Raw genomic sequence first — 25,356 nt, 5'->3', positions numbered from 1 at the left:
GCTACGTGGAAACCGCCACGCTCGAGACGATCACGAAGGACGAGGCCGAGGCGGACGTGACCGGCAAGGGCGTGACCCCCCTGACCCCGGACGCCGCCGAAAAGCTGCCCCTCTTCACCATCGTGATGAACGACGGCAGCGTCATCTACGGCGAGCTGTACCCCGAGACCGCGCCCCAGAGCGTCGGCAACTTCATCGCCCTGGCGAACAATGAGTATTACAACGGGCTTAAGTTCCACCGCGTCATCGCCGGCTTCATGATTCAGGGCGGCGACCCGGACGGCGACGGCACCGGCGGCCCGGGCTACGCCATCAAGGGCGAGTTCTCCAACAACGGCGTGGAAAACCCCATCTCCCACGAGCGCGGGGTGCTCTCCATGGCGCGTTCCACCAATAACGACTCCGCGGGCTCGCAGTTCTTCATCTGCCATGCGGATTCCACGCATCTGGACGGCCAGTACGCCGCTTTCGGCCGCGTGCTCGAGGGCATGGACACGGTGGACGTGATCGCTTCCACCTCGACGGACGCCGCCAACGCGCCCAAGACCGAGCAGGTCATGAAGCTCGTGCACGTGGAAACCTACGGCACGGAGTACCCGTTCGACAAGATCGTCGATTGACCTTCGGAGAAGACCCCAAGCGCTCCGCCCGTTCGGGCGGGGCGTTTTGCCGTCCTGGCGGTTCATATATATGAACCGCGTTTTGCAATCCATATAAAGAAAACCTATAAGTTTGCAGAAAGTAAACCCTATTGAATTGACGGGTTCTGGAAAGTGTGATAGATTCTAGCAAGGAAGAGCGGCCGTCGCCCGCCGCATCGAATCGTCGTGAAGGATGTGATTCCCCGTGAAAAGGACCCGTACGCTCGCGTTTTCCAACCTGGCCGGTGCGATCCTCTTTCTGTGCCTCGGCATCTGGGCGTTTGTGCAGACGCTGGGCTTTGCGCAGGTAAAGGGCACCTACGTGCAGCCCGCGCTGTTCCCGCAGATCATGATCGCGGGCCTGGTAATCTTCTCAGCCGCGCTGCTGGTGCAGTCCATCGTGAAGCTGAAGACCATGGGCGAGAGCGACCCGCTGGCCGCGCCCGCCGCCACGCTGAACTTTTTGAAGGACAAGGGCGTGCTCTACGCGCTGGTCGTCATCCTGCTGTGCGTCTTGTTCGTGGCGCTGTTCAAGCCGCTGGGCTACGTCATCTGCTCGGCCGCCGTCTCGTTCGTCATCATGGTCATGATCGGCAAGCGCAACTGGGTGCAGATGGCGCTGGTGTCGGTGCTGGTGCCGCTGCTGATGTGGTTTGTGTTCTACAAGGTGCTGACCGTGAACATCCCCATGGGCCCGCTGAAGGTATTGGCGGAGCTCGTGGACAAAATTTAAGAAGGGGGGCGGTCTTGTGGATTGGAGTTTGCTCTTTCAAAGCTACGGGGCGGTGTTCGGGAACATTCAGGTGATCCTGATGACGCTGCTGGGCGCTGCGGGCGGCATCCTGCTGGGTGCGATACCGGGAATGACGGCGACGATGGGCGTGGCGCTGCTGATCCCGTTCTCGTTCGGCATGGACCTGATTCCCTCCATCGGCCTGCTGCTGGGCATCTACTGCGGCGGCATGTACGGCGGGTCGATCTCCGCCATCCTCATCCACGCGCCGGGCACCCCGGCCGCGGCGGCGACCGTGCTCGACGGCTATCCCATGGCCCAGAAGGGCGAGGCCGGCCGCGCGCTCTCCATCGCGATGTTCGCCTCCTTCTGCGGCGGCGTCATCGGCGCGCTGGTGATGACGTTCCTCTCCCCGACGATCGCGGGCATGGCGATGTCGTTCGGTCCGGGCGAGATGTTCATGCTGGCGGTGTTCGGGCTGTCGGTCATCATCGCGATCTCGGGCAAGTCGATCTCCAAGGGCCTGGTGAGCGCGTTCTTCGGCATGCTGCTGTGCACGGTGGGCCTGGACCCGACGAACGGCATCCCGCGGTTCATCACGTACAAGCAGACGGGCCTGCTGGAAGGGTTCCAGTTCATCCCGACGCTGATCGGCCTGTTCGCGGTGGCGGAGGTGTTCGGGGGCATCGAGCGGATCGTGAACGGCGAGGAGAAGCAGGAACGCTCGAACGAGAAGATCACGAACGTGCTGCCGGGGCTCTCCGACATTCGGGTGATCTGGAAGAACATCCTGGCGGGCGGCCTGATTGGCACGTTCATCGGGGCGATTCCGGGCGCGGGCGGGGACATCGCGGTGTTCGTCTCCTACGGCGCGAGCAAGAGCGCGAGCAAGAACCCGGAGCTTTACGGCACGGGCATTCCGCAGGGCGTGGCGGCGACGGAATCCGCGAACAACGGCTGCTCCGGCGGGGCGATGATCCCGCTGCTGTCGCTGGGCGTGCCGGGGGACTCGGTGACGGCGATCCTGCTGGGCGCGTTCATCATGAAGGGCATCCAGCCGGGCCCGATGATGTACATCACGGAGCTGCCGACGGTGTACCGCGTGTTCGCGGCGCTGATGATGGCGAACCTGGCGATGCTGCTGATCGGCTGCCTGGGCGTGCGGTTCTTCGCAAAGATCGTGTCGGTGGAAAAGAAGCTGCTGATGCCGGTCATCCTGGTCGTCTCCCTGCTCGGCGCGTTTTCCATCAACAAGAACGTGTTCGACGTCGGCGTGGCGGTGGCGTTCGGCCTGATCGGGTACCTGATGAACAAGTACGAGTTCCCGCTCTCGCCGATTCTGCTGGCGCTGATCCTGGGGCCGATGTGCGAAAAGAACTTCGTGCGCTTCATGAACATCCAGAAGGGGAACTTCGGGGCGATCTTCACCTCGCCCATCGCGGTGGTGTTCATCGTGTTGGCGCTGGGCTCGATCATCTTCTCGGTGTTCAACCAGCGGAAGATCAATAAGCGCGCGGCCGAAGACGGCGCGGGCGCGAAGGCGTAAGCCAAAGGGCCGCCAGGCCGCATTTTCGCGGCGGGCGGCCCTTTTCGTCCTTCTTCGCGGGTTTTGGGGAAATCGACAGCAATCGTTCATATATACGAACGCAATTTCAAAAAATAAAGAAATTTTAATAGAAGTATGCAGAAAATGACTTTTTGAGGAAAAAAAGGATTGACGTTATACGTAATATGTGATAAATTTTAACAAGAGAAACCTGTATACGCTCTTGACGGGCCCAGCGGGTTTCAAACATGGAGGAGGTCATTTCCCATGAACAAGTTTGCCAAGATTCTGGCCCTTGCGATCGCCCTCACGATGCTCTTTGGCGTGAGCGTGACCGCGTCCGCGGCTGATTACCCGACCAAGGGCATCAGCGTCATCTGCCCGTGGGGTGCCGGCGGCGGCACCGACGCCTGCCTGCGCGCTTTCTGCGCGGCGATGGAGAAGTCCCTGGGCCAGACCCTCACGGTGGACAACCGCACCGGCGGCGGCGGAATCATCGGCCACCAGGCGATTGCGGATGCCGATCCCGACGGCTACACGATCGGCATGATCACGTTCGAGCTGTCCGTGTACAAGAACCAGGGCGTCTCGGACCTGACGTATGAAAGCTACGAGCCGCTTTGCCGCGTCAACACCGACGCCGCGACGGTCACCGTCAACGCGAAGTGGGCGGCCGCCAACGGCATCACGGATCTGAAGAGCTACATCGAGTACTGCAAGGCCCATCCGGGCGAAGTGCGCATGGGCGGTTCTTCCAACGCCTCCGTCTGGCACATCGCGGGCGGCTACCTGATGAGCGCCGCGGACATCGACATTCAGATGATCACCTATCAGGAAGGCGCCGCGCTGGCCGTGCAGAACGCTGCCGGCGGCTTCATCGAGGGCGTGACGGTTTCCCTGGCGGAAGCCCGCTCCTTCGTCGAGTCCGGCGACCTGATCTGCCTGGGCGTCATGGATACCGCGCCGGCGACCGTCAAGGTCGGCGATGCGGAGATGACGATCCCGACCTGCATCGAGCAGGGCTACGACATCACCTACTTCACGCAGCGCGGCATGGCCGTGCCCAAGGGCGTGGACGCTGAGGTCAAGGCGACGCTGGTGAAGGCCTGCGAAGAGGCGGTCGTCGATCCCGACTTCGTGGAGTTCATGAAGAACAACGGCCAGACCATCGCCTACCAGAACGCCGAGGAGTACACCGCGTTCCTCGCGCAGAGCTTCGTCGATGTTGGCGCGGCGATGGAGGTTCTGGGCCTGTAATCCCCAAAGGACCGCAGACGCGGCCAAGGCAGCCCCGGGATGGGCGGGTTCACGCCTGCCCATCCCAGAGGATCGACAAAGCGTCGTCCTGTAAGCGGGGATGCGTGAAGGGGAAGCCTTCCCCTTCCTATGAAATCGTAACCCGTGACCTTCGTGCAAAGTTTTCATTTTGCACGAGGCCGTCGGCAAGGCCGACGGCCAGAAGATGGGCAGGCCAATGCCTGCCCATCTTTTGTGGCGGAAAACCTCATTCTACATGTTCAGGTAAGGATGTGATTCATCGTGAGGAGGAAGACCCAGACCCAGGCGTTTTCCAACCTGATCGGCGCCCTGCTCTTCCTGGCAATCGGCATCTGGGCGCTCGTGCAGACCTTCAGCTTCGGGGAAATGAAGAACACCTACGTGCAGCCCGCGATGTTCCCGCAGATCATGATCGCGGGCATGCTGATCTTTTCGGCCGTGCTGCTGGTGCAGTCCATCGTGAAGCTGAAGACCATGGGCGAGGGCGACCCGCTGGCCGCGCCCGCCGCGAGCATCAACTTCGTCAAGAACAAGGGCGTGCTCTACGCGCTGATCGTCATCCTGCTGTGCGCGGGGTTCGTGGCGCTGTTCAAGCCGCTGGGCTACGTCATCTGCTCGGCCGTCGTTTCATTCGTCATCATGGTCATGATCGGCAAGCGCAACTGGGTGCAGATGGTGCTGGTGTCGGTGCTGGTGCCGCTGCTGATGTGGTTTGTGTTCTACAAGGTGCTGACCGTGAACATCCCCATGGGCCCGCTGAAGGTATTGGCGGAGCTCGTGGACAAAATTTAAGAAGGGGGGCGGTCTTGTGGATTGGAGTTTGCTCTTTCAAAGCTACGGGGCGGTGTTCGGGAACATTCAGGTGATCCTGATGACGCTGCTGGGCGCTGCGGGCGGCATCCTGCTGGGTGCGATACCGGGAATGACGGCGACGATGGGCGTGGCGCTGCTGATCCCGTTCTCGTTCGGCATGGACCTGATTCCCTCCATCGGCCTGCTGCTGGGCATCTACTGCGGCGGCATGTACGGCGGGTCGATCTCCGCCATCCTCATCCACGCGCCGGGCACTCCGGCCGCGGCGGCGACGCTGCTGGACGGATACCCGATGTGCCAGAAGGGACAGGCGGGACGCGCGCTCTCCATCGCGATGTTTTCCTCCTTCTGCGGCGGCATCATCGGCGCGCTGGTGATGACGTTCCTCTCCCCGACGATCGCGGGCATGGCGATGTCGTTCGGCCCGGGCGAGATGTTCATGCTGGCGGTGTTCGGACTGTCGGTCATCATCGCGATCTCGGGCAAGTCGATCTCCAAGGGCCTGGTGAGCGCGTTCTTCGGCATGCTGCTGTGCACGGTGGGCCTGGACCCGACGAACGGCATCCCGCGGTTCATCACGTACAAGCAGACGGGCCTGCTGGAAGGGTTCCAGTTCATCCCGACGCTGATCGGCCTGTTCGCGGTGGCGGAGGTGTTCGGGGGCATCGAGCGGATCGTGAACGGCGAGGAGAAGCAGGAGCAGTCGCACGAGAAGATCACGAACGTGCTGCCGGGGCTCTCCGACATTCGGGCGATCTGGAAGAACATCCTGGCGGGCGGCCTGATCGGAACCTTCATCGGGGCGATCCCGGGCGCGGGCGGAGACATCGCGGTGTTCGTGTCCTACGGCGCGAGCAAGAGCGCGAGCAAGAACCCGGAGCTTTACGGCACGGGCATTCCGCAGGGCGTGGCGGCGACGGAATCCGCGAACAACGGCTGCTCCGGCGGGGCGATGATCCCGCTGCTGTCGCTGGGCGTGCCGGGGGATTCGGTGACGGCGATCCTGCTGGGCGCGTTCATCATGAAGGGCATCCAGCCGGGCCCGATGATGTACGTCACGGAGCTGCCGACGGTGTACCGCGTGTTCGCGGCGCTGATGATGGCGAACCTGGCGATGCTGCTGATCGGCTGCCTGGGCGTGCGGTTCTTCGCGAAGATCGTGTCGGTGGAAAAGAAGCTGCTGATGCCGATCATCCTGATCGTCTCCCTGCTGGGCTCGTTCTCGATCAACAAGAACGTGTTCGACGTGGGCGTGACGGTGGCGTTCGGCCTGATCGGATACCTGATGAACAAGTACGAGTTCCCGCTCTCGCCGATCCTGCTGGCGCTGATCCTGGGGCCGATGTGCGAAAAGAACTTCGTGCGCTTCATGAACATCCAGAAGGGGAACTTCGGGGCGATCTTCACCTCGCCCATCGCGGTGGTGTTCATCGTGCTGGCGCTGGGCTCGATCATCTTCTCGGTGTTCAACCAACGCAAGATCAATAAGCGCGCGGCCGCAAACGGCGCGGGCGCGAAGGCGTAAGACGCGGCCTCAAACGGGACGCTCGACGGGGCCCGGAGGGGATGGACGGATGACGGCATTCCCCCTTCATGAAAAGCGGATTTTTTCGACCTATGGCGTTGGGAGCATTGTCTCCCAACGTCTCTTTCACATAGAATAAGAAAGGGAAAGCATGGAAATACTCAAATCACTGCTCATCAGCGAGGTCTTCTTTCCCCTGCGCGCGGACGAGGGGGCGCAGCTTGACGCCGTCGCCCGCGTGCTGGACAGCGGGTTTTACGGCCGGGTGGAGGTGGGCGCGCTCGCCTCGCCCGAAAACCGCCGCCGCCTGCGCGCGCTCGTGAAGTCGCACGGCGCGAAGCTCACGCTCTGGACCATCCCCACGATGACGGCCGAGGGCCTTAGCCTCTCCACCCCGGACGCGGCCCTGCGCGCGCACACGGTCGCCCGCCTGCGCACCCTCGTGGACGAGGCGGCGGAGTGCGGGGCGGAGCTCATCGGCATCCCCAGCGGCGCGGACGTGGGCCCGGCGCTGCGCGAGGACGCGAAGCGCTATCTGTGCGATTCCCTCGCCGCCCTGCAGGCGCAGATGGCGGGCTACCCGGACGCCGCGCTGCTCATCGAACCCCTGGACCGCGAGGTGCACAAGCGCCAGCTCATCGGCCCCATGGAGGAGGCGGTGGCGCTGACGCAGGCCGTGCGCGCGGCGGGCGTGCCGCTCTACATCTGCTGGGACAGCGCGCACGAGGCGCTAGGCGGGGCCGACCTGCTCCGGTCCTTCGCGCTCGCCGCGCCGTACATGGCGCAGTTTCACCTGTGCAACGCGGTGCTCGACCCCGCTTCGCCCCTCTACGGCGATTACCACCTGCCGGTGGGCGCCGCCCCGGGCTTTGAGAGCGCGGGCTACCTCACGCTTCAAACGGCGGCCGAATTGCTGCGCGCGGCGAGGGAACACGGCGGTTCGTCGGGCAGGCAGCTTTCCGTCACGGTCGAAATCAGGACGCCGGAGGACGGCGACGGGTTCGCGACCGAGGCGGTCGTCCGCGACTTTTTACAGGCGGCCTTTGCGCGCGCCTGAAGAGGGTTCCAAGCCTATCAAAGCGAGAAGGAGAAAACCGCATGCAAATCGAAAAGAAGGTTCTTTGCAGTCTGGAGCAGCCCTATTCGGTCAGCCCCTTTACCTATGAAGGGGAGGCCTGCTGCCTCGCCGCCTCCGAAGGGGTGGACGGCCCGTGCTGCATCCTGACCGCGCAGGGCCCCGTCACGCTGCGCGGCGCGCTGGCGGGCGGGTGCATGAACCTCGTCGCCGTGCCGGAGTGCGAGAACACGTTCCTCACCATCCAGCGCTTTTATCCCGTCTTCAAGTCCGAGGGGGCGCAGGTCGTGCTCGTGCGCGTGGGCAAGAGGAACGCGGACGGCACCGCGGATTGCGAGGTCACGAAGCTCTGCGACCTGCCGTTCGCGCACCGCATCGCCCTGTGCGGCGAGCCGGGCAGCCGCTATCTGGTCGCGGGCGTGCTCTGCCGCGCCAAGGCGTTTACCGGCGACTGGTCGCAGCCGGGCTACGTCGCGGCCTTCCCGCTCGACGTGCGTGCGGGCACGGTGGGGGAGATGGAGATGATCCTGGATACGCTCCACAAAAACCACGGCCTGTCCGTGCAGCCGCAGAGCGGCCCCTACGAGCTGATCGTCAGCGGCGAGGAGGGCGTCTTTGCCGTCTCGCACGAGGGAGGCGTCTGGAAGACCGCGTGCATCCTGCCGCAGGAGACGAGCGACGTGTGCATGACCGACCTGGAGGGCGACGGCGGGAGCGACCTTCTGACCATTCAGGGCTTCCACGGCAGCGCGTTCAACGTATGGGGGCGCGAGGACGGCGGCTGGCAGAAGATTTACACGCACCCGCTCGCCTTCGGCCACGTGCTCTGGTGCGGGCGCATCGGCCGGTGCATGTGCGCGCTGTCCGGCAGCCGCCTGGGCGACAAGGAGCTGACGCTGCACGTCTTCTACCGCGCCCATGGCCGCATCGGCCAGGAGGAATCGACCGTGCTGGACGCGCCCTGCGCGCCCACGCAGGTGGCCGTGCAGCCCATCGAGGGCGGCGCGCGCATTTACGCCGCGAACACCGAGCAGGGCGAGATCGCCTGCTACACGGTGACGCACCTCCAATGACGCGGCCGCGGCGAGAAAGAAGAGCGGAATGAACGAGGCGCCGGGCGCTTCCTGCGATGGCAGGATGCGCCCGGCGCCTTTTCTTTGCGGCCAAAAGTCGGGTTTGCGTGCCCAGCGTCCGCGCCGTACAGGAACATCGCCTGCGCGTGCAGGAAGAGAAGCTCGCCGGCCATGGGCCCTCCTTTACAGCAGCGCGTACAGCTCGCGCAGCATGGCCTGTATGTCCAGGGGCTTGACGAGATAGCCCGTCATGCCCGCCTGCCGCGCGAGCGCGCGGTCCTCGTCGAAGGCGTTTGCGGTCATCGCGAAGATGGGCACGGACTTCGCGTCCGGGCGGTCGAGCGCGCGGATGGCGCGCGTGGCCTCCAAGCCGTCCATCACGGGCATGCGGATGTCCATCAGGATGGCGAGGTAGCGGCCCTCGGGCGCGGCGGCGAAGGCCGTAAGCGCCGCCCGCCCGTTCGGGGCGGCGTCCACCGCAAGGCCGTGCATCTCCAGAAGGGAGCGGGCGATTTCGAGGTTGAGCTCGTTGTCCTCCACGAGCAGCACGCGCTGCCCGGAAAAGCTTTGCGCGTCGAGCGTTTGCGCGGCCGCCGGGCGGCGGGGGAGCGTCAGGTGCGTGAACGTCTCGCACACGGTCGTGCGCAGCAGGGGCTTGGCGATGAAGCAGTCCGCGCCCGCCGCGCGCGCCTCTTCCTCGATGCCGCTCCAGTCGTAGGCGGAGATGATGATGATCGTCGTCTCCGGCCCCACGAGGCGGCGGATGGCGCGCGTCGTCTCCACGCCGTCCATGTCCGGCATGCGCCAGTCGATCATGGCGATGTCGAAGGCCTCGCCGTGCGAGGCGGCGTCCTGCACCGCGCGGACGGCCTTTTTCCCGCTGTCCACGTACAGCGTGTGCGCGCCGATGTCCGCAAGGATGGCGCAGGCCTGCTCGCCCACCACCTCGTCGTCGTCCACGACCAGCACGCCCAGGCCGTGCAGCAGCTCGCGCTGCTTGCGCGCGTTTTCCGCCGCCGCGTCCTCGTGCGTCAGGCCCAGGGGCACGCTGAACGTGAAGGTGGAGCCCTCGCCCTGGCGGCTCTTCACGGAGATCTCGCCGCCCATGAGCTGCACGAGGTTGTAGACGATGGAGAGCCCCAGGCCGCTTCCGACGTTGTTGCGGGCGCGCTCCGACGTCTCCTGCTCGAACGGCTGGAAGATGCGCTCCATGAACGCCTCCGACATGCCGATGCCCGTGTCCGACACGCAAAAGCGCAGGCTGGCGAAGCCGTTTTGGCGGTGCCCCTCCGCGATGTCCACGACGATGGAGCCCCCGGGATGCGTGAACTTCATGGCGTTTGACAGCAGGTTCATCAAAATCTGCTTGAGGCGCAGCGCGTCCCCGACGTAGAAGCGGTCCAGCGGCTCGTGCACGTGCTCCTCAAAGCGCAGGGAGCGCTCGAGCATCTGGGGGAAGAGGATCGTGTTGAGGTCCTGCGTGAACTCGGAAAAGTCGAAGCGCTCGCGGACGATGCTCATCTTGCCCGTCTCGATCTTCGACATGTCCAGGATGTCGTTGATGAGCGAGAGCAGGTAGCGCGAGGAGGCGTCGATCTTCTGGAAGCAGTCGCGCACGCGGGCCTCGTCCCCGAGCTTTAGCTGGCTGATGGTGCTCATGCCGATGATGGCGTTCATTGGGGTGCGGATGTCGTGGCTCATGCGCGAGAGGAAGTCGCTCTTGGCTTCGTTGGCCGCCCGGGCGGAGGCCAGCGCGTCGCGCAGCAGCAGCTCCTGGCGGGCCTGCTCCGCGCGCTGGCTGTCCAGCAGCTTCACCAGCTCGATGGCCAGCACGTCCGTGCCCACCGGGTTGTCCACGTAGATGAGGTGGATGGAGATCCAGTGGTATTCGCCGTCCATGCCCCGCTGCTGAACCTCCAGGTAGATTTCGCGCTCGCCGCTCGCGAAGCGGCGCAGGATGCCCTCGCGCGAGAAGGCGCCCGTGAAGGCCTCGCGGTAGGCGGGGGTGACGTCCTGGGACGAGCGGCGCACCAGCTCCTCGAAGGAGCCGCCCTGCGCGTCGATGTAGGCCGGCATCTCGTCTCCGAAGCAGCTATACGTGTCCCGCGTCAGGTTGACGCTCAGGATGAGCGGGTAGGCGGTGTAGATCGCCGCGCGCAGCGAGCGGTTTTCGATCAGCTGCTCGCGCTGACGGGCGATTTGCAGCCTGCGGGTCTCGGTGACGTCGGTGAACACCGCCTGAATGACGTCCTCGCCGTCGGCGCTCAGCAGCCGCTGCATGACCACGCTGATGTAGGCGGTTTCGCCCGATTGCAGGCGGCATTCGCGCGTGTAGTTGATGGGCTCTCCGTCCAGAATCAGCGAGGCGATGCGCGCCTCCACCTGCTCGCGCTCGGACGCGAGCACCAGCTCCAGCGGCGTGCTGACCGCCTCGCGGTACGCGGCCTCGGAGGGAAAGCCGTAGAACTGCCAGGTCGTGCGGTTGAGGCTGACGATGCGGTGGCTTTTGTCGGGCGTGAACTGCAGGATGCCGCAGGGCACGGTGTCGTACAGCCGGGAGAGGAAGCGCGCCTGACGCTGCACCTCCAGGTTCGCGCGCTCGGCGCGCAGCTCCTGCTGCTTGCGCTCGGTGATGTCGTAGATGAAGCAGTAGAGCACCTGCGAGCCGTCCGGGTCGGCGGCGCGCTTGCCCACGTCGCCCACCCAGATGACCTGGCCGTCCTGCCTGCGCACGCGGTATTCCGCGTAGTAGGAATCGCCCGCGGCAAACGCCTTTTCCACCTGCTCGAACATGGGCGCGTAATCCTCCTGAAGGATAAAGCCCCGGCAGCTTCCGCAGCTCTTCGCGTAGTCGTCCGAGTCCTCAAAGCCCAGCAGCGTGCACAGGCTGGGGCTGACCCAAAGCGTGGTGAAGTCCTCGTCGATCCGGCAGATCTGCATGCCGCCGGGGAGCTGCGAGAGCATCAGGTCCACCTCGCGCTCCTTTTGGGCGAGCTGCGACTGGAGATGCTCGTACGCCTCGCGCCCGAACTGCACGGGGAAGAGCTCGTCCGCGCCGAGCGCTGCGTAGGACACGGAGTTGTGGATGTGCGCGGTCTTCAGGCGGCCGTCCACCCGCTGAAAGATGAACGTGACGCGCTGATGCGTATGAAAGTAAAGGCCCGTCTCCGGACGGGGCTGGATAAAGCTTTCTCCCTCGCACAGGTAGACGCCCGCGCCAAGCTCGCGCGAGACGTAGCGCTCCCGCGTCATGAGGCAGGGCGCGAGGTCGCCCTTTCCTTCGCGAAAACAGGCGGCGACGGCCTGCGCCCCCTCCGCCTTTTGATTTTCACCGGCGCCGAACCACACGATGTCCGGCGTAAAGGTGGAAATCAGAAATTCCACGTCGGACTCACAGAAATAGCGCGTCAATATCAGGCGCGCGAAGTCTTCCACTTCGCGGCGTGTCGCTTCCTCCATACGGCCCCACTCCTCGTCTTCGCGCCCGCGCAGGGGCAAAATGGGTTACAGACCATTATATCACAGCTACGATTTTTTTACCATAGCGCGAAAGGCCGGAATCCGCGTTGAAAGGGGACGCGGTGGAGGAGGATGCCCGTACTTTTCCCAAACCGGCGCATGATGTGGAGCGTATGTGGAGACATAACGCCGATAATTACGATGAAATGGAGGGAAAATGCAAATTTTGAGCGGCTGCGAGCGGAAAGGGGAGGCCAGGCGCCTCGGAGGCTGTGGTATACTATAGCAGATAAAACCTTTGCGCCAAAAGACGGGCGAAAAGCGCGCGCAGGGTGTATACTGAGCGCACGGGAGGGAACGGCATGGATTGGGCAGGGCGGATGAACCGGGTGATGGACTACGTGGAGGAAAACCTTTCGGAACCCCTGCGCGGGGAGGAAATCAGCCGCATCGCCGCGTGCGCGTTCGCGACGTTTCAGGCGTCGTTTGCGCAGGTCGCGGGCATTCCGTTTTCGGAGTACGTGCGCAGGCGGCGGCTGACGCTGGCGGCATACGACCTGCAGAACACGGACGAGAGCGTGCTGGACATCGCGCTCAAGTACGGCTACAGTTCTGCGGACGCCTTCCGCGTGGCGTTCCGGCGGCTGCACGGCGCGGCGCCTACGCAGGTGCGCGCGCCCGGAACGCCGCTCACCTTTTACTGCAAGCTGACCTTTGAACTGACGGTGAGGGGGATTGAGCAGATGGAGTACGCCATTTTGGAAAAGGGGCCGTTTCGGGTGATGGGCGTTCGGCGCACCACGCCCTACGGCGGGGGCACGTGGGCCGTCGTGAAGGCGGACGGCAGCGGCGAGCGCGTGCGCGCGGTCAGCGGCCGCTTCTTCGACCTGGGGCTGTGCTTCGGCTTCGGGCCGGACGGCAGCAACGATTACATGTGCGCCGTGGAATGGGCGGGCGAGGCGCAGCCGGGCTTTGAAATCTACGACTACCCGGCGGCGACGTGGCTGCGCTTTTCCGCGCGGGGAAGGATCTCCGCGGGCACGCTGGGCGAGGTCTGGCGGCGCGTCAACGGCGAGTTCCTGCCGCAGAGCCGCTATGAAAAGAGCGGCCTTGCGACCATCGAACGCTACGTGACCTGGGACGAGGCGGCGGACTTGTGCGACGTGGAAATCCTCATCCCCGTGCGGGTAAGGGACGCGGGGGATGGAGCCACAGCGCCGTGACGCGGACGCGCGCCGTCCAACGAAAATCCGGCAAAAGAGCGCATCAGGGAAAACCTGACACGCTCTTTTTCGTATACGCTCTTGCGGCGGGCTCATCTCATTTGTATCGGATTTTTTTCCCTGCTACATAGTGATCATGCGTGATATAGTCGAAAGACAGCGTAAAATGGTTCGACTCTGCCGGTAGATTGAAGGAGGAGCAGAAATCACACATCTTGAACAACTCGGCAAATAGAACCGCTGCGAAATGATTATAATAACGCCAGCATAGATAGAGGTTTACTGTAATCGCATGCTGGTTCTGTATAATGTCTGCGTCAATTTTATATCTTCTGGATAGTGTTTTCGCGAGTGATATAAACTGTTTACGACCTTTTCTTTTTTTCTTTATTTCTACAAATACGGACTTATGCTCGTATTCGTCGGCCACTTTTTGAAGTATCGTCTTGAATTTGATTTTTTCCTCCGGCGTCAATGTGGCAGGCTCGTTCTGAAAGGCTTCTTCTATGTCGTCTTCAGACGGATAACGCTTTGTGTAAATTATTCTTTCGTACATTACGGCCTCCAATAAATGAGCAGAAGACGTGGTTTCTGTTTAAAAAATACATCAAATCAATTATATCTAATTTAACTGGATACGTCAACATAAATTAATGAACAGACAGAATAATAGAAGGGAGTGCATATAGTAGAATTAGATAACAGGAATTGAGGGTGGTGTAAGCGATGGAAAGGGACGCCCGGAAGGACGTATTTGCGAAGCGGCTGGCTGCGTTGCGTGAGAGCAAGGGCGTTTCTGCGCGGGATATGAGCCTAACCCTCGGTCAAAGCCCAGGCTACATCAATAACATCGAAACCTGCGTCAACTATCCTTCCATGGCCGTCTTCTTCTGCATCTGCGATTATCTCGGCATCACGCCGAAGGAGTTTTTCGACACAGAGCTCGACGCCCCTGCAAAGGTTCATGAGCTTCTAAACACCGTCCAAGGGTTAAGTGGAGGACAGATAGACGTCCTTATCTCGGTTGCAAAAGGGTTTGAGAGGCCCAAACCCTAGCTTCACGAGGTTCGCGCGGCACAAAATACGGATATAGAAAAGGAGCCTTGCGGGCAAGCCCGCAGGGCTCCTTTTTGAATCGCTGTCCTTTTGCCTGCGCCCGGCTCAGCCGTGCATGCACCGGCCCATCAATACCACGCCCCGCGTCTCGACGAAGAAGCCGTCGTTGGGCATGTCGATACGCGTTTCTTCGACGTCCGGCCCGATCGCGTATTCCTGCAGCTTTTCGCCCAGCAGGCTGTAGACCGTCACCGTGCCGGAGGCATACGTGCTGCTCGCGCGGGCGTAGAAGGCGATAAACGAGCGGCTTTCCCCGAACGGGAGCTGCTCCGGGCAGTAATAGCGGCCGTCCTGGAAAAACAAGCCGTCGTTGAGCGCCCAGGAGATCAGCGCCTCCCTGCGCATGGGCGCGAGCTCCCCGTCGCCGGAGAAGATCAGCTCCGCGCCCTCCGGCAGGTAAAAGGTGCAGGCGCCGGGCCCGTCGAGCGTGAGGAGCTGCTCCTGATAGGGCTCCGCCGCGCCCACGTACACGCTCGCGTGTCCCTTCTCGCTTTGGGACAGGGTGTAAAGCCCAGCGGGCAGCTCATCTGCGGCGTACTCCCCCGGCGGCAGCAGGGGGCCGTCGTCGAGCAGCCAGCCGTCCGTGCGGCAGAGGGTGAAGCCCTCCGCGGGCACGAAGCCTGTCAAGAAGTCGCCTCCCTGCGCGCGCACCTGTAGGGTGTCACCCAAATCCGCGAGCAGCTCGCACCACGTGCCGGCGGGGACGAAGCGTCCCTCGCCGTCGGGCTCGCCGGGCAGGATTTGCAGGGGGACGTCGCCCGCCGCGCGCACGCCGTAGCCGATGGCGGGCAGGCTGCCGCCCAGCAGCGCGTCCTGCCCGGTCGCGGCAAGTGCCTCCGCGGGCAGGTAGCCTTGGCGTTCCCCCAGCGTTACGTGGCAAAACGCGCCGTCCTCGGTTTCGCCCAGCACCGACACGCGCGTCCCCTTCGGCAGCGTGCCCACGGCCCGGGCCGTAGGCGAGGGCTCCGCGCGCAGCGCGGCCTGCGCAGCGCAGACCTCCGCCACCGGCACCTCGCAGACGATTTCCTCGGGGTTGCCCGTATAGACCTGACCGGCGCGGAGGTAGCCGCTGACCACGCTGCCGTTCATCCAGCCGGGCGTGACGGCGCGCCATTCGCCGCCCCCGGCGTCCGTCAGCCCCATGCGCGCGCCGGTGTAGTACAGGCCCAGCACCGGCGCGTCGGGGTCGGGGGCCGCGCGCAGCGCGACGCGCTCGCCCGGCGCGCCCGCGCGCGCCACGATAGGGTAGGTCGCGGTCTCGTCGTAGGCGAGCGCGGGGACGGAAAGGAGCGACAGCGACAGCAGCAGCACGGCAAGTACCCTCGATTTGCTCATCAAAAGCGCCTCCTTCATCGTTCATCCCGCCCAGCGGCTCAGCCGTTCGAGCCGTCGGCGTTCTCGTAGTCGGGGAAGGAATCCATCAGGTCCACCAAATCCTGAATGTAATCGCTTTCAAACGAATCCCCGATGCGCAGCAGGCCGTTGGGGTCGTAGCTGACGCGGCCGTTCAGGTAAAGGAGCGCCCGCGCCTCGCCGTACAGGTCGCGCGTGATGGAATACCAGGTGTCCAGCTTGAAGTGGCGCGGCATGTCGGCGGGCTCCACACCGGTGACGCTTTTAAGCGAGGGGTACAGGCAGATAGACTGCTTGCCGAAGGTGATTTCGTGGTCGTCGATGACCGGGGCGTAGGGGTCGTCCGGCACGGTGTAGGGCGCGTCCTTTTCGCGCGTCTCGCCCTCATACGTGTCGATGTCCGTCATGGTGAGGAGGAACCGGTCGTAGTTGCGGACGATTTGCAGCTTGCCCACCAGGTACATGTTGCTGCCCACCAGGTCCAGCACCTTGACGCCGTAGTTCGGCTCGATGTCGTACAGGTCGACGGGGGTGAACATCATCCACTGGCTGGTGATCCCCTCGTCGATGTCGCGGAAGCGGATGCCGCGCGTGCAGACGGTGTTGTTGTTTAAGACGAGCAGCATACGGTAGATGTAGGTGCTGGAAAGAAGCGCGTCGTCCGCGTACAGCTCCACGCGGTAGGGGACGGTCGCGGATTTCTTGAAGTCCAGAAAGATTTCGGGCGACGTAAAGGCAGCCTTCGCGTTTTTGAACACGCGGTTGAAGACCGTCTTGTCCCGGCTGTCGGGCGTCTCGTTTTCGTCGAGGATCACCTTGAGGCGCACCTGCGATCCTTCGGGCACGGTGGCCTTCACCTGCACGTAGCGCGCCTTGAAGTAGCGCTCGGAGAGGAACGCCTGCGTGCCCGCGGCGTCGAGGTCGCAGGTGTAGAGGGGTTCCTTCCCGCGCGCGGCGAGCGAGGATGCGGGCAGGGCGCAGACGAGCACGGCCAGGCACAGGGAGAGCAGCAAAAATTTCTTCATCATCATAGGGGCCTCCTTCCAAATCACGCCTACTATTGTAACGCATTTTCGCGGCGGATTGTTCCGGGAACGGAAAGTTTTTCGGCCTGTCCTTGACAGGCGCTTTCGCGCCGCCTACAATAAAAGCCGGAACAAAGGACACAGGAAAGCGAGGATTCGGTCTGATGGAGAAGATGCAGGGCATGGGCGGCTTTTTTGTCGCGCTGGTGACGCCCTTTGACGGGCAGAACCGGTTGAACGAGGGCGCGCTTTGCGCGATCATCGAGCGCACCCTATCGCAGGGCGCAAGCGGCATGCTGCTGGGGGGCAGCAGCGGCGAGTGCTTCCTGATGAGCCACGAGGAGCGCGTGCGCGGCTTCGAGGTCGCCGCGCAGTTCAGGGGCAGGACGCGTCTGATGGCGAGCTGCGCCGCGATTTCCACCGACGAGGCCATCGACTACGCGAAGCGCGCCGCCGCGCTCGGCTACGACGCGCTGGTTTCGACCGTTCCCTTCTATTATAAGTTCGGCATGGACAACATCGCCCGCTACTTCCGCGACATCCGCGAGGCGGTGGACCTGCCGCTGTTTCTGTACAACTTTCCGGGCAACACGGGCGTGGAGATCGACCTTTCGCACCCGGAGATTCGCCGCATGCTGACGGACGGCACCATCGCGGGCGTGAAGCAGACCAGCCTCAACCTGCACCAGATCGAGCGGCTGCGGGATTTGAACCCGGGCCTGGTGATCTACGGCGGCTACGACGAGGTGTACCTGGGCGCGCGCATCCTGGGCGCGGACGGGGCCATCGGCTCGACGTTCAACTTCACGCTGCCGCTGTTCGTTCAGATCGAGGACGCCTACGCCCGCCGGGACATCGAGGCGGCGCAGCGCCTTCAGACGCGCGCCAACCACATCATGCAGGCGCTGGTGGAGTGCAGCCTCTTCCCGTCGATCAAGCACATCCTGAACGTGCAGGGCATCGACGCGGGCGAGTGCCGCCGTCCGTTCCCGCGCCTCACCGACGCGCAGAAGGCGCACGTGGAAAAGGTGGTCGCGGAAAATCTGTAAAGGGCGCTTGGGGGCGGACATGGGCATGTCCGCCCTCTGGCCATCGACTGGGTCGATGGCCTCGTGCAAAATGAAGGTTCATTTTGCACGAAGGTACGGGTGATGTTTTCCTCCGCAAATGCTGCGCATTTGTCTACGGAAAACGCCCCGCCCGACCGGCAAAGCCGGTCGATACGATTCCATATGAAGGGGAAGTCTCCCCTTCATGCATCCTCTCTGGTATTCCGTTACTTTGTTGATGCTCTGTGGGCGGACATGGGCATGTCCGCCCTGTTTGCATTTACGACCAAGGAAAAGGGGGACGAACAAATGAAGAAGAGGCTGTTTTTCGTGTGCGTGCTGTGCGCGCTGCTCGCCGTGGCCCTGCCCGCGCTGGGGGAGCGCGTGGAGCTGATGGACGGGCGCGTTTCGGTGGAGCTGCCGGAGGGAGTTTTTTGCGTGCGCGGCAGCGTGACGGAGGAACAGGCGGCGATGTTCGGCGCTAGCGCCGCCGAGATTGAAGCCGCTATGGAGGAAGACAACCTTTTGCTGGTAGGCATTGCCGATCATCCGTTGGGAATGATTTCCATATTTTCGATCCCCCTGGCGGCATCCAATGACTTTGCACAGTCTAAATTGATGGATATTATTGAGGTGGTCAATTTAACCAACTTCCAGAATTCGTCGAGCAACGCGAGAATTCTTTTGCACCGGCAGGCTCCCTTTATCGTGTATGACCAGGAGGCGGGGAAAGAGCTGATCCAGATGGAAAAGAAAACCTATATGACGGTATTGGATGGATACATGCTACAAATTTCCGGCACGTCGATCGGCGAGGAATGGGGAGCAGAGCTCGACGCGATGCTGGCCGATTTGGTAGACAACCTGATCCTGATTGGGCGTCCTAATTATTTTAGAGGAGCGCCGGTGGAGGACGCAAAAGAAATCCCCGTGCGACTCGCCAGCGGCGTAGAATTTACCCTCCCCGAGGGGTGGAGAGCGCCGTCGACTTCACGGGGCATCGATGGAGATTTAACCGAATCTTACAATGGAATGAACTCCTTTTCTGTGCAGCAGATAGATGGCTATGGCCAGATGAGCGCATCGGACAAAACCAAGTACAAGCGTTCGGATTTTGTGATGGATAGCCCATTGTTCTCCCGCGAAAGGCTGATTCAGACGTTTGATATGCTCCTCGAGTACGTCGACCTGCCGGAGACGATGGACGCGGCGATGCAGCAGGTGTTTGCGGGACTTCCCATTCGGGATAAGCTGCGTTTTGCGTTCGTTGAACAGAATGCGCAGGCGGGCGGCGAAATCATTGAGATCAACGGCGTACAATACTATTATCAGATAAAACGTTGTCAGATGACGCTTGACAACGACACGTTCGTTTGCAGAGATTTTCCCATGGCAATGGAATATTATTGTACGCTCGTAAACGGAAATTTCTATTTGTACATCAGTGGCAGCCTTTACGCAGACGCGCCGTCCCCGGAAATCGAACAGATCATGCGCTCCATCACCTACGCCCACTAAAATCCCGCATTTTCCCACGCGCAAGAAAACGCGCCTTCCGTGCGTCTTATGGCTGACATCCTAATCTTACATAAAGGGGAGGGGAACGCGATGAAACGCACCCTTGGCATTTTGACGGCGCTCTGCCTGCTGTTTTGCGCCGCGCCGCTTGCGTCGGCCGCGGGCGATCAGGTCGCCCTGTCCGCGCCCGCGGACAGGGTGGAGGAATACGTGGTCACCCAGTCCATGGCCGCGAGCGGCGGCGAGGTCTACCTGCTCACGGGCGGCGGTCTGTACCGCTGGCCGGGCGAGGGCGACGCCGAATGGCTCTTCGGGACGCAGGGCGGCAGCGAGCTGCTGATTTCCTCGGACGACGGCACGGTCTACGCCTACCGCCAGGCGACCGGCGAGCTGGGCCGCGTCGGGGACGCGGGCGTCTCCTGGGACGTGGCGCTGAGCGCCGGCTTCATGCAGACGTCGGAGGACGGCGAGACGGTCTACCGCTGGGTGGAGGACGCCGCCGTGCTCTCCGGCAGGCTGTACGCCGTGGTCAGCGGCGACTTTACGAACGACTACCGCGCGCAGCTCGCGGCCTTCGACGTCTCCACCGGCAAGGGCGAGCTGCTGCAAACGGGGGATGAGCAGCTCGAAGGCCTCGTGCCCTATCGGGCGGGCGAACTGCTGCTCCTGCTGCGCGGAAAGGACGGCAGCCTGAACGCGGTGGCGTACGATCCCGCCGCGCGCGCCCTGGGCGAGACGTTCGCGACCTTCGAGGAGGGCTACGCCGCGGGCGTCGTCTACAGCGAGGCGCAGGATGCCTGCTACTACGTGCAGTCCGCGACCGTTTTGCGGCTGCCCAGAGACGGCCAGCCCGAGATCGCGGCCTATCTGCCGGAGGCTTACGTCGGGGACGGCCTGCTGCTGGCGGACGGGCGCTACGCCGCGCGGCTCTCGCAGTCGCTGTACGTCTCATCGCTCGACCCGGCGGACCTGCCCGAGCGCGTGCTGGTGGTGCAGGGCGGCGTAGACGACGAGGTGGCGCGCGCGTTTCACGAGCGCTATCCGGACGTGCCCGTCGTCCCGGCGGAGGTGTACTTCGAGAGCGCCGCGGGCATCGCGCAGGCGATCACCGGCGGCGAGCAGGGCATCGACGTGTTCACCCTCGATATGGAGGGCGGCGTGCGCGAGCTGATCGACAAGGACTACGCGCTGGACCTGTCCGCGAGCGAGGCGATCTCGCGCTTCACGCAGAGCCTGTACCCCGCGCTTGCGGACGCGGTGCGCACGAAGGACGGCGCGCCCGCGGCCGTTTACAGCTACGTCTCCGCGGAGAACCTGCTCGCGGTGGACACGGCCCTTTGGGCGCGCTACGATCTGGGCGAATACCCGAAGACCTTCGGGGAGCTGCTCGACCTGATCGTCCGCTGGGAGCGGGATTTTGCGCAGGACAACCCGGACGTCGCCCTGTACAACTACTACGGCGCGCCCGCGCAGCTCGCGCGCCTGGCGCTGGAGACCTTCATCCTGCAATACAGCCGGGAGGGCGAAGCGGTCGATTTTACGAATCCCGCCCTGCGGGACGCGCTGGAGAAGATCGCGGCCCTGCCCAAAAGCGGGGACGACTGGGAATCCCTGTCGGAAGGCGAGCGCGAGGAGCAGAATCGGCTGAACAGCAGGGCGTCGATCGTCAGCCTGTGCGGCGACCCCTTTGCGGAGGGGAAGACCACGTGGCAGAGCGCGGACGGGGGCAGGACACACCTTTTGCCCATGCCGCCCTTTGAGGAGGGGAGGCCGGGCTCCGCGGCGCTTTACGGCATGGTGCTGTTCGCGAACCCGCAGAGCAAGAACGCCGATTTGGCGACCTCCTACCTGGAGTGCGCGCTGACGGCCCTGGGGCCGGAGAGCGCGCGCCTGATCTCGCCCGCGAACGACGAGCCCGTGCTCGTGGAGGACTTCGAGGCGATCGTCCGCGACATGCGCTCGGGCCTTGAGGAGGCGCGCGCGCTGCGCGAGGCGGCGCACGAGGCCGACAAGCCCGACTACGACGCGCTGATCGACTACTACGACGCATGGCTCCAAAACACGGAGGAAAACAGGTGGCGCGTGAGCGCGGAGGCGATCGCCCGCTGGCGCGAAATCGCCCCGCAGGGCGTGCTGATCTCCTCCGCGCCCCTGCTCACCTACGACGGGGGAGCGGAGCAGGTGTACACGCTGCTGGACCGCTATCTGGCGGGGCAGCTCGATCTCGACGCGTTCCTTTCGGAGCTGACGCAAAAGGCGCGCATGATCCAGCTGGAAGGCGCGTAATGTTTTTCATTAGAAAATCATGAGAATGGAAAGAAAACGCGGGGGATTCCCGTCATATGGATGGTTAAAAACTGGACGGGCAGGCAAGTGTGCGGCAATTTTTCCGCAAAGACAGGAAATGCGCGTCCGGGGTCGAATCATACACACTATGTCGTGGGGTAGGCGACGCCTGCCTGCCGCGAGGAAGATGGAGGAAATAGGATGATGAAGAAGACGATGGCGCTCGTGATGGCGCTCATGCTCATGCTTTCAACGACTTATGCGCAGGCCGCCGGCATCATGATCGGCGGAGGCTCCGGCGGGGGCGGCGTGGTCATCGATGGGGGCGTCAGCGGCGTGGCGACGCCGGTCGGGGACGACGACGAAGGAGAGGTTTCCGACGCCCCGATGATCAAGGCCGCCTCCGGCGGCAACGCGACGATCTTCCCGCGCACGCAGGAAGGGGATTCCTACGATTACGCGGACGACGTCGCCATCTCCGGCGGCAAGCTGTACATCCGCGGCCAGCGCCTGTACGCGTACGCGGGCGGCGCGCAAGAGCTGGAGACGCTCTTCGACTACAGCAAGATCGAAAACAGCTCCAGCCTCCGCTACTCCGGCAACGGCATGAATCTGGACGAGATGGAGCTGTCGGACGAGCAGCGCGCGCAGTACGAGAGCTTCCCGACCTACCTCGTCACGGGCGGGGACCAGCTCTACGGCGTCAACGCGCTGACCGGCGCTTACGGCCCGGTCGTGGACGGGTTCATCCAAAAGACGGTGAACCTCTCGTGGGACGACATGACCGTTCAGGACGGCGATTACAGCTACGCCCGCAACGTGAGCAGCTTCACGCTCATGGACGGCGCGCTGTACGCCTCGCTGGGGCCGCAGTCCAGCAGCTACAGCTACAACGAGTTTTTGCTGGTGAAGTACGACCTCGCGACCGGCGAGCGCACCGATCTTTCCGCCAAGGGCGCGATGAACATCGTGCCCTACAAGGACGGCAAGGTGCTCATCGGCGGCTACGGCTCGGATGACGATTGGGGCAAGAAGGTGCAGATCTACGATCCCGCGTCCGACGCGGTGACCGCGACCCTCATCGCCTCGCGCGACAACAGCGATCCGTCCTCCACGGGCCTGTCCTACAACGCGGGCGGCTTTACCTACGACGCGGAAAGCGACACGCTCTACTTCTTCCAGGAGGGCGAGGTCTTCGCCACCAAGGACGGGCAGACGTTTGAATCCGTCGCCTACGTCTCCACCAACGGCGTGAGCGACGAGGCGGTGGCGGGCATCCTCGCGGGCGGCTACTACGCGCTGGAGTCCTACGACGGGCTGTACGTGCGCTCGCTCGACCCCTCCCAGCGCCCGGAGCGCGCGCTGCGCGTCCTCGGCGGCTACATGGACGACACAGCCCGCGGCTTTGCGGATGAAAACCCGAACGTGCCGCTGGTGTTCGTAAACCGCTGGCTCTCCGGCGCGGAATCCATCCGCAACGACATGATGTCCGGGGACAGCAACGTCGATCTGTACGTGGTGGATTTGCGCTCGGGCTTCACGCAGCTCATGGAAAAGGGCTACCTCTCCGACCTGTCCGACTCCAAGGTGCTGATGGACGACGTCGCGACCATGTACCCGCAGATCGCGGAGGCGATCATGAAGGACGGCAAGCTCTACGGCTTCCCGCAGTCCTTCAACCTCAACGCCTGGATGTTCAACGAGTCGGCCTGGGAAAAGCTGGGCATGGGCGAGATGCCCACGACCTTCGACCAGTTCTTCGAGGGCCTGGTGGACTGGGAAGAAAACCGCGCCGAGGAGAACCCGGAGTACTGCTACATCAACCTCTACAGCGGCAAGGAGCAGCTCTTCGGCCTGCTGCTTCAGCAGTACATCGCCCAGTACGACACGGGCGACGCGCCGCTTTCCCTCTCCGACCCCAAGTTCGTGGGCGCCATCCGGCAGGTGGAGGCGATGGAGCTTCCCACCTACGACTGGTCCACGATGACGCAGGAGGAGATGGACGCGGCCAACGAGCTGTTCAACCGCAAGTGGCTGTTTGAAACCTACTCCTACAACATGCTGGGGCGCATGTACTACGACGCCGACAACGTCATCCGGAACATCCCGCCGATGACCTTCGAGGAGGGCGAGAGCCCGGCGATGCTGGCGGACATGCAGGTCTACGTCGTGAACCCCAACTCCAAGAACGCGGACCTCGCGCTCCAGTACCTGGAGTACTGCGCCGCGAACATGCAAAAAGAGTTGGATTACATGATCCATCCCGACCGTTCGGAGCCCGTGCGCGACCCGTACTACGACAGCAACCTCAAGAGCATGAACAAGTACCTCAAAGAACTGGAGGATCAGCTCGAAAAGGCGGACGAGGTCGAGCGGGTGGACATCCAGGCGCAGATCGATTCCTACAAGGAGTGGATCGAGGAGTACAGCCAGAACGAGTGGTCCATCAGCGCGGAATCGATCGCCAATTACCGCCAGCTCGCGGGCAACATGGTCATGGGCAACAGGTCGCAGCTCCTGTCCTACAGCGACGAAAACGGCGGCCTCGCCCAGATTCAGGAAATCCTGACCCGTTACCTCGGCGGTCAGATCGACGCCGAGCAGATGGCCAAGGAAATGGACAAAAAGCTGCAGATGATCTACATGGAAAACCAGTGATGAAAGCGCGGGGGCGTTCTCGTGCGCGCGCGCCCGGACGAAGCCGGCGGCTTCCTCCGGGCGCGCGGCGCTGGGGCGCAAAGCCGCGCGGCCAGTCTCTACTAGCAAAGGAAGGACCTATAGCATGTTCAAGCAAAAGCGCATGCTGGCCGTTTTTCTGCTGCCGGGCATGATCGGGCTGCTGATCTTTTACATCCTCCCCTTCTTCGGGGGCATGTACTTCAGCGTCACCGACGGCTCGCGGCAGAACAATTTTGTCGGCGTCGCCAATTACCTGAGCGTCTGGCAGAACCAGATGTTTCAGACGGGCCTGATCAATACCCTCACGCTTTCGCTCATCTGCGCGCCGGTCATCTTCGTGACGGCCTTTTTTCTGGCCGCGATGCTGCGCACGCTGGGCGACAGCTCCACGGCGTACCGCAATATCCTGCTGCTGCCGTACCTGATGCCCTCCGCGGCGATGCTGATCCTCTTCCTGATCCTCTTCGACTACGGCGGGCCGATCAACCGCGTCCTGCAGGCGCTGGGGCTCGACCGCGTGCTGTGGAAGGAATCGGGCGCGATGCGCGTGCCGGTCGTGGTGCTTTACGTGTGGAAGAACCTGGGCTTTTCCGTGGTCATCTTCTCCTCCGCGCTGCAGGCGGTGCCAAACGCCCTGTACGAGTACGCCTCGCTCGAGGGCGCCTCGCGCCTGCGCCAGGAGATTTCCATCACGCTGCCCATGATCTCCCCGACCGCGTTCCTGGTGTTCGTGCTCGCCTGGATCAACGCCTTCAAGATCTTCAAGGAGGTCTTCTTCATCGGCGGCGCCTACCCGGACATGTCGTGTTACACCCTGCAGCACTTCATGAACAACATGTTCCAGAAGATCAACTATCAATACGTGACGACGGCGGCCTATTCGTTCGCCGCGATCGTGCTCGTGCTGTTCGGCATCCTGTACTTCGCGGAATCGAAAAAGCGCGTGAGCATGTAGCGCCCAAGG

The 25,356-nt window shown here is 63.1% G+C and carries 19 protein-coding genes; 15 read left to right on the top strand and 4 right to left on the bottom strand.

What is annotated here, in order from left to right; all coding sequences use genetic code 11:
• Nucleotides 1-125 precede the first annotated feature (125 nt).
• From C1725_RS19585 to C1725_RS00170, 8 genes are all read left to right on the top strand, one after another.
• Entirely contained in the window at nucleotides 126-620 is a 495-nt protein-coding gene (locus C1725_RS19585) for a peptidylprolyl isomerase (RefSeq protein ID WP_428829567.1), read from the top strand.
• A 226-nt stretch (nucleotides 621-846) separates the two neighbouring features.
• On the top strand, nucleotides 847-1,374 hold the full coding sequence (locus C1725_RS00200) for a tripartite tricarboxylate transporter TctB family protein (protein WP_102409668.1): 528 nt from the start codon (nucleotides 847-849) through the stop codon (nucleotides 1,372-1,374).
• A gap of 16 nt (nucleotides 1,375-1,390) precedes the next feature.
• Nucleotides 1,391-2,920, top strand: coding sequence for a tripartite tricarboxylate transporter permease (locus C1725_RS00195; RefSeq protein WP_346026178.1), 1,530 nt, complete (start codon nucleotides 1,391-1,393; stop codon nucleotides 2,918-2,920).
• 267 nt (nucleotides 2,921-3,187) lie between these two features.
• The gene (locus C1725_RS00190; protein WP_102409667.1) at nucleotides 3,188-4,177 is read left to right on the top strand and encodes a tripartite tricarboxylate transporter substrate-binding protein; all 990 of its coding nucleotides are present in this window, start codon (nucleotides 3,188-3,190) and stop codon (nucleotides 4,175-4,177) included.
• Between the two features lie 282 nt (nucleotides 4,178-4,459).
• Entirely contained in the window at nucleotides 4,460-4,990 is a 531-nt protein-coding gene (locus tag C1725_RS00185; RefSeq protein ID WP_346026177.1) for a tripartite tricarboxylate transporter TctB family protein, read from the top strand.
• A gap of 16 nt (nucleotides 4,991-5,006) precedes the next feature.
• Complete coding sequence (locus C1725_RS00180; RefSeq protein WP_346026176.1) at nucleotides 5,007-6,536, top strand: tripartite tricarboxylate transporter permease; 1,530 nt, start codon at nucleotides 5,007-5,009, stop codon at nucleotides 6,534-6,536.
• A 151-nt stretch (nucleotides 6,537-6,687) separates the two neighbouring features.
• Nucleotides 6,688-7,593 (top strand): TIM barrel protein, encoded by a 906-nt coding sequence (locus C1725_RS00175; RefSeq protein ID WP_102409665.1) that lies wholly within the window; start codon nucleotides 6,688-6,690, stop codon nucleotides 7,591-7,593.
• A gap of 41 nt (nucleotides 7,594-7,634) precedes the next feature.
• Nucleotides 7,635-8,684, top strand: a complete 1,050-nt coding sequence (locus C1725_RS00170; protein ID WP_102409664.1) for a hypothetical protein — start codon at nucleotides 7,635-7,637, stop codon at nucleotides 8,682-8,684.
• 183 nt (nucleotides 8,685-8,867) lie between these two features.
• Here the strand turns inward: C1725_RS00170 and C1725_RS00165 are convergent, their stop codons facing one another.
• Complete coding sequence (locus C1725_RS00165; RefSeq protein ID WP_102409663.1) at nucleotides 8,868-12,143, bottom strand: response regulator; 3,276 nt, start codon at nucleotides 12,141-12,143, stop codon at nucleotides 8,868-8,870.
• Nucleotides 12,144-12,505: 362 nt separating this feature from the next.
• Here C1725_RS00165 and C1725_RS00160 point away from each other — a divergent pair, with 362 nt between their 5' ends.
• Complete coding sequence (locus tag C1725_RS00160; protein ID WP_102409662.1) at nucleotides 12,506-13,366, top strand: helix-turn-helix domain-containing protein; 861 nt, start codon at nucleotides 12,506-12,508, stop codon at nucleotides 13,364-13,366.
• Nucleotides 13,367-13,463: 97 nt separating this feature from the next.
• On the opposite strand, the gene C1725_RS00155 is transcribed toward C1725_RS00160, so the two are convergent.
• Complete coding sequence (locus tag C1725_RS00155) at nucleotides 13,464-13,922, bottom strand: hypothetical protein (protein WP_102409661.1); 459 nt, start codon at nucleotides 13,920-13,922, stop codon at nucleotides 13,464-13,466.
• Nucleotides 13,923-14,092: 170 nt separating this feature from the next.
• Here C1725_RS00155 and C1725_RS00150 point away from each other — a divergent pair, with 170 nt between their 5' ends.
• A complete protein-coding gene (locus C1725_RS00150; RefSeq protein WP_102409660.1) occupies nucleotides 14,093-14,422 on the top strand; it encodes a helix-turn-helix domain-containing protein in 330 nt (109 codons plus the stop codon).
• 105 nt (nucleotides 14,423-14,527) lie between these two features.
• Here the strand turns inward: C1725_RS00150 and C1725_RS00145 are convergent, their stop codons facing one another.
• Entirely contained in the window at nucleotides 14,528-15,817 is a 1,290-nt protein-coding gene (locus C1725_RS00145) for an SH3 domain-containing protein (protein ID WP_346026175.1), read from the bottom strand.
• Between the two features lie 38 nt (nucleotides 15,818-15,855).
• Nucleotides 15,856-16,863, bottom strand: coding sequence for a hypothetical protein (locus C1725_RS00140; protein ID WP_102409658.1), 1,008 nt, complete (start codon nucleotides 16,861-16,863; stop codon nucleotides 15,856-15,858).
• 161 nt (nucleotides 16,864-17,024) lie between these two features.
• On the opposite strand from C1725_RS00140, the gene C1725_RS00135 reads away from it, so the two are divergent.
• The 5 genes from C1725_RS00135 (at nucleotide 17,025) to C1725_RS00115 (ending at nucleotide 25,347) form a co-directional block, all read left to right on the top strand.
• Complete coding sequence (locus tag C1725_RS00135) at nucleotides 17,025-17,909, top strand: dihydrodipicolinate synthase family protein (protein WP_102409657.1); 885 nt, start codon at nucleotides 17,025-17,027, stop codon at nucleotides 17,907-17,909.
• Between the two features lie 309 nt (nucleotides 17,910-18,218).
• Nucleotides 18,219-19,427 (top strand): hypothetical protein, encoded by a 1,209-nt coding sequence (locus C1725_RS00130; protein ID WP_146009081.1) that lies wholly within the window; start codon nucleotides 18,219-18,221, stop codon nucleotides 19,425-19,427.
• 90 nt (nucleotides 19,428-19,517) lie between these two features.
• Nucleotides 19,518-21,713 (top strand): hypothetical protein, encoded by a 2,196-nt coding sequence (locus C1725_RS19080; RefSeq protein ID WP_102409655.1) that lies wholly within the window; start codon nucleotides 19,518-19,520, stop codon nucleotides 21,711-21,713.
• 201 nt (nucleotides 21,714-21,914) lie between these two features.
• Nucleotides 21,915-24,371 (top strand): extracellular solute-binding protein, encoded by a 2,457-nt coding sequence (locus C1725_RS00120; RefSeq protein ID WP_102409654.1) that lies wholly within the window; start codon nucleotides 21,915-21,917, stop codon nucleotides 24,369-24,371.
• 124 nt (nucleotides 24,372-24,495) lie between these two features.
• The gene (locus C1725_RS00115; RefSeq protein WP_102409653.1) at nucleotides 24,496-25,347 is read left to right on the top strand and encodes an ABC transporter permease subunit; all 852 of its coding nucleotides are present in this window, start codon (nucleotides 24,496-24,498) and stop codon (nucleotides 25,345-25,347) included.
• Nucleotides 25,348-25,356: the final 9 nt, after the last annotated feature.

Origin of the sequence: Beduinella massiliensis, from assembly GCF_900199405.1 — a bacterium.
Lineage (GTDB): Bacteria > Bacillota > Clostridia > Christensenellales > Aristaeellaceae > Beduinella > Beduinella massiliensis.
Note: the sequence above shows the minus strand (reverse complement) of the source record. Positions and strands in the feature narration are given on the sequence as shown.

Bases quoted from the DNA above. Each gene is read 5' to 3' on its own strand.
- C1725_RS19585 (WP_428829567.1), top strand. From the start codon at position 126: ATGAACGACGGCAGCGTCATCTACGGCGAGCTGTACCCCGAGACCGCG.
- C1725_RS00190 (WP_102409667.1), top strand. From the start codon at position 3,188: ATGAACAAGTTTGCCAAGATTCTGGCCCTTGCGATCGCCCTCACGATG.
- C1725_RS00175 (WP_102409665.1), top strand. From the start codon at position 6,688: ATGGAAATACTCAAATCACTGCTCATCAGCGAGGTCTTCTTTCCCCTG.
- C1725_RS00170 (WP_102409664.1), top strand. From the start codon at position 7,635: ATGCAAATCGAAAAGAAGGTTCTTTGCAGTCTGGAGCAGCCCTATTCG.
- C1725_RS00165 (WP_102409663.1), bottom strand. From the start codon at position 12,143: ATGGAGGAAGCGACACGCCGCGAAGTGGAAGACTTCGCGCGCCTGATA.
- C1725_RS00160 (WP_102409662.1), top strand. From the start codon at position 12,506: ATGGATTGGGCAGGGCGGATGAACCGGGTGATGGACTACGTGGAGGAA.
- C1725_RS00155 (WP_102409661.1), bottom strand. From the start codon at position 13,922: ATGTACGAAAGAATAATTTACACAAAGCGTTATCCGTCTGAAGACGAC.
- C1725_RS00150 (WP_102409660.1), top strand. From the start codon at position 14,093: ATGGAAAGGGACGCCCGGAAGGACGTATTTGCGAAGCGGCTGGCTGCG.
- C1725_RS00145 (WP_346026175.1), bottom strand. From the start codon at position 15,817: ATGAGCAAATCGAGGGTACTTGCCGTGCTGCTGCTGTCGCTGTCGCTC.
- C1725_RS00140 (WP_102409658.1), bottom strand. From the start codon at position 16,863: ATGATGAAGAAATTTTTGCTGCTCTCCCTGTGCCTGGCCGTGCTCGTC.
- C1725_RS00135 (WP_102409657.1), top strand. From the start codon at position 17,025: ATGGAGAAGATGCAGGGCATGGGCGGCTTTTTTGTCGCGCTGGTGACG.
- C1725_RS00130 (WP_146009081.1), top strand. From the start codon at position 18,219: ATGAAGAAGAGGCTGTTTTTCGTGTGCGTGCTGTGCGCGCTGCTCGCC.
- C1725_RS19080 (WP_102409655.1), top strand. From the start codon at position 19,518: ATGAAACGCACCCTTGGCATTTTGACGGCGCTCTGCCTGCTGTTTTGC.
- C1725_RS00120 (WP_102409654.1), top strand. From the start codon at position 21,915: ATGATGAAGAAGACGATGGCGCTCGTGATGGCGCTCATGCTCATGCTT.
- C1725_RS00115 (WP_102409653.1), top strand. From the start codon at position 24,496: ATGTTCAAGCAAAAGCGCATGCTGGCCGTTTTTCTGCTGCCGGGCATG.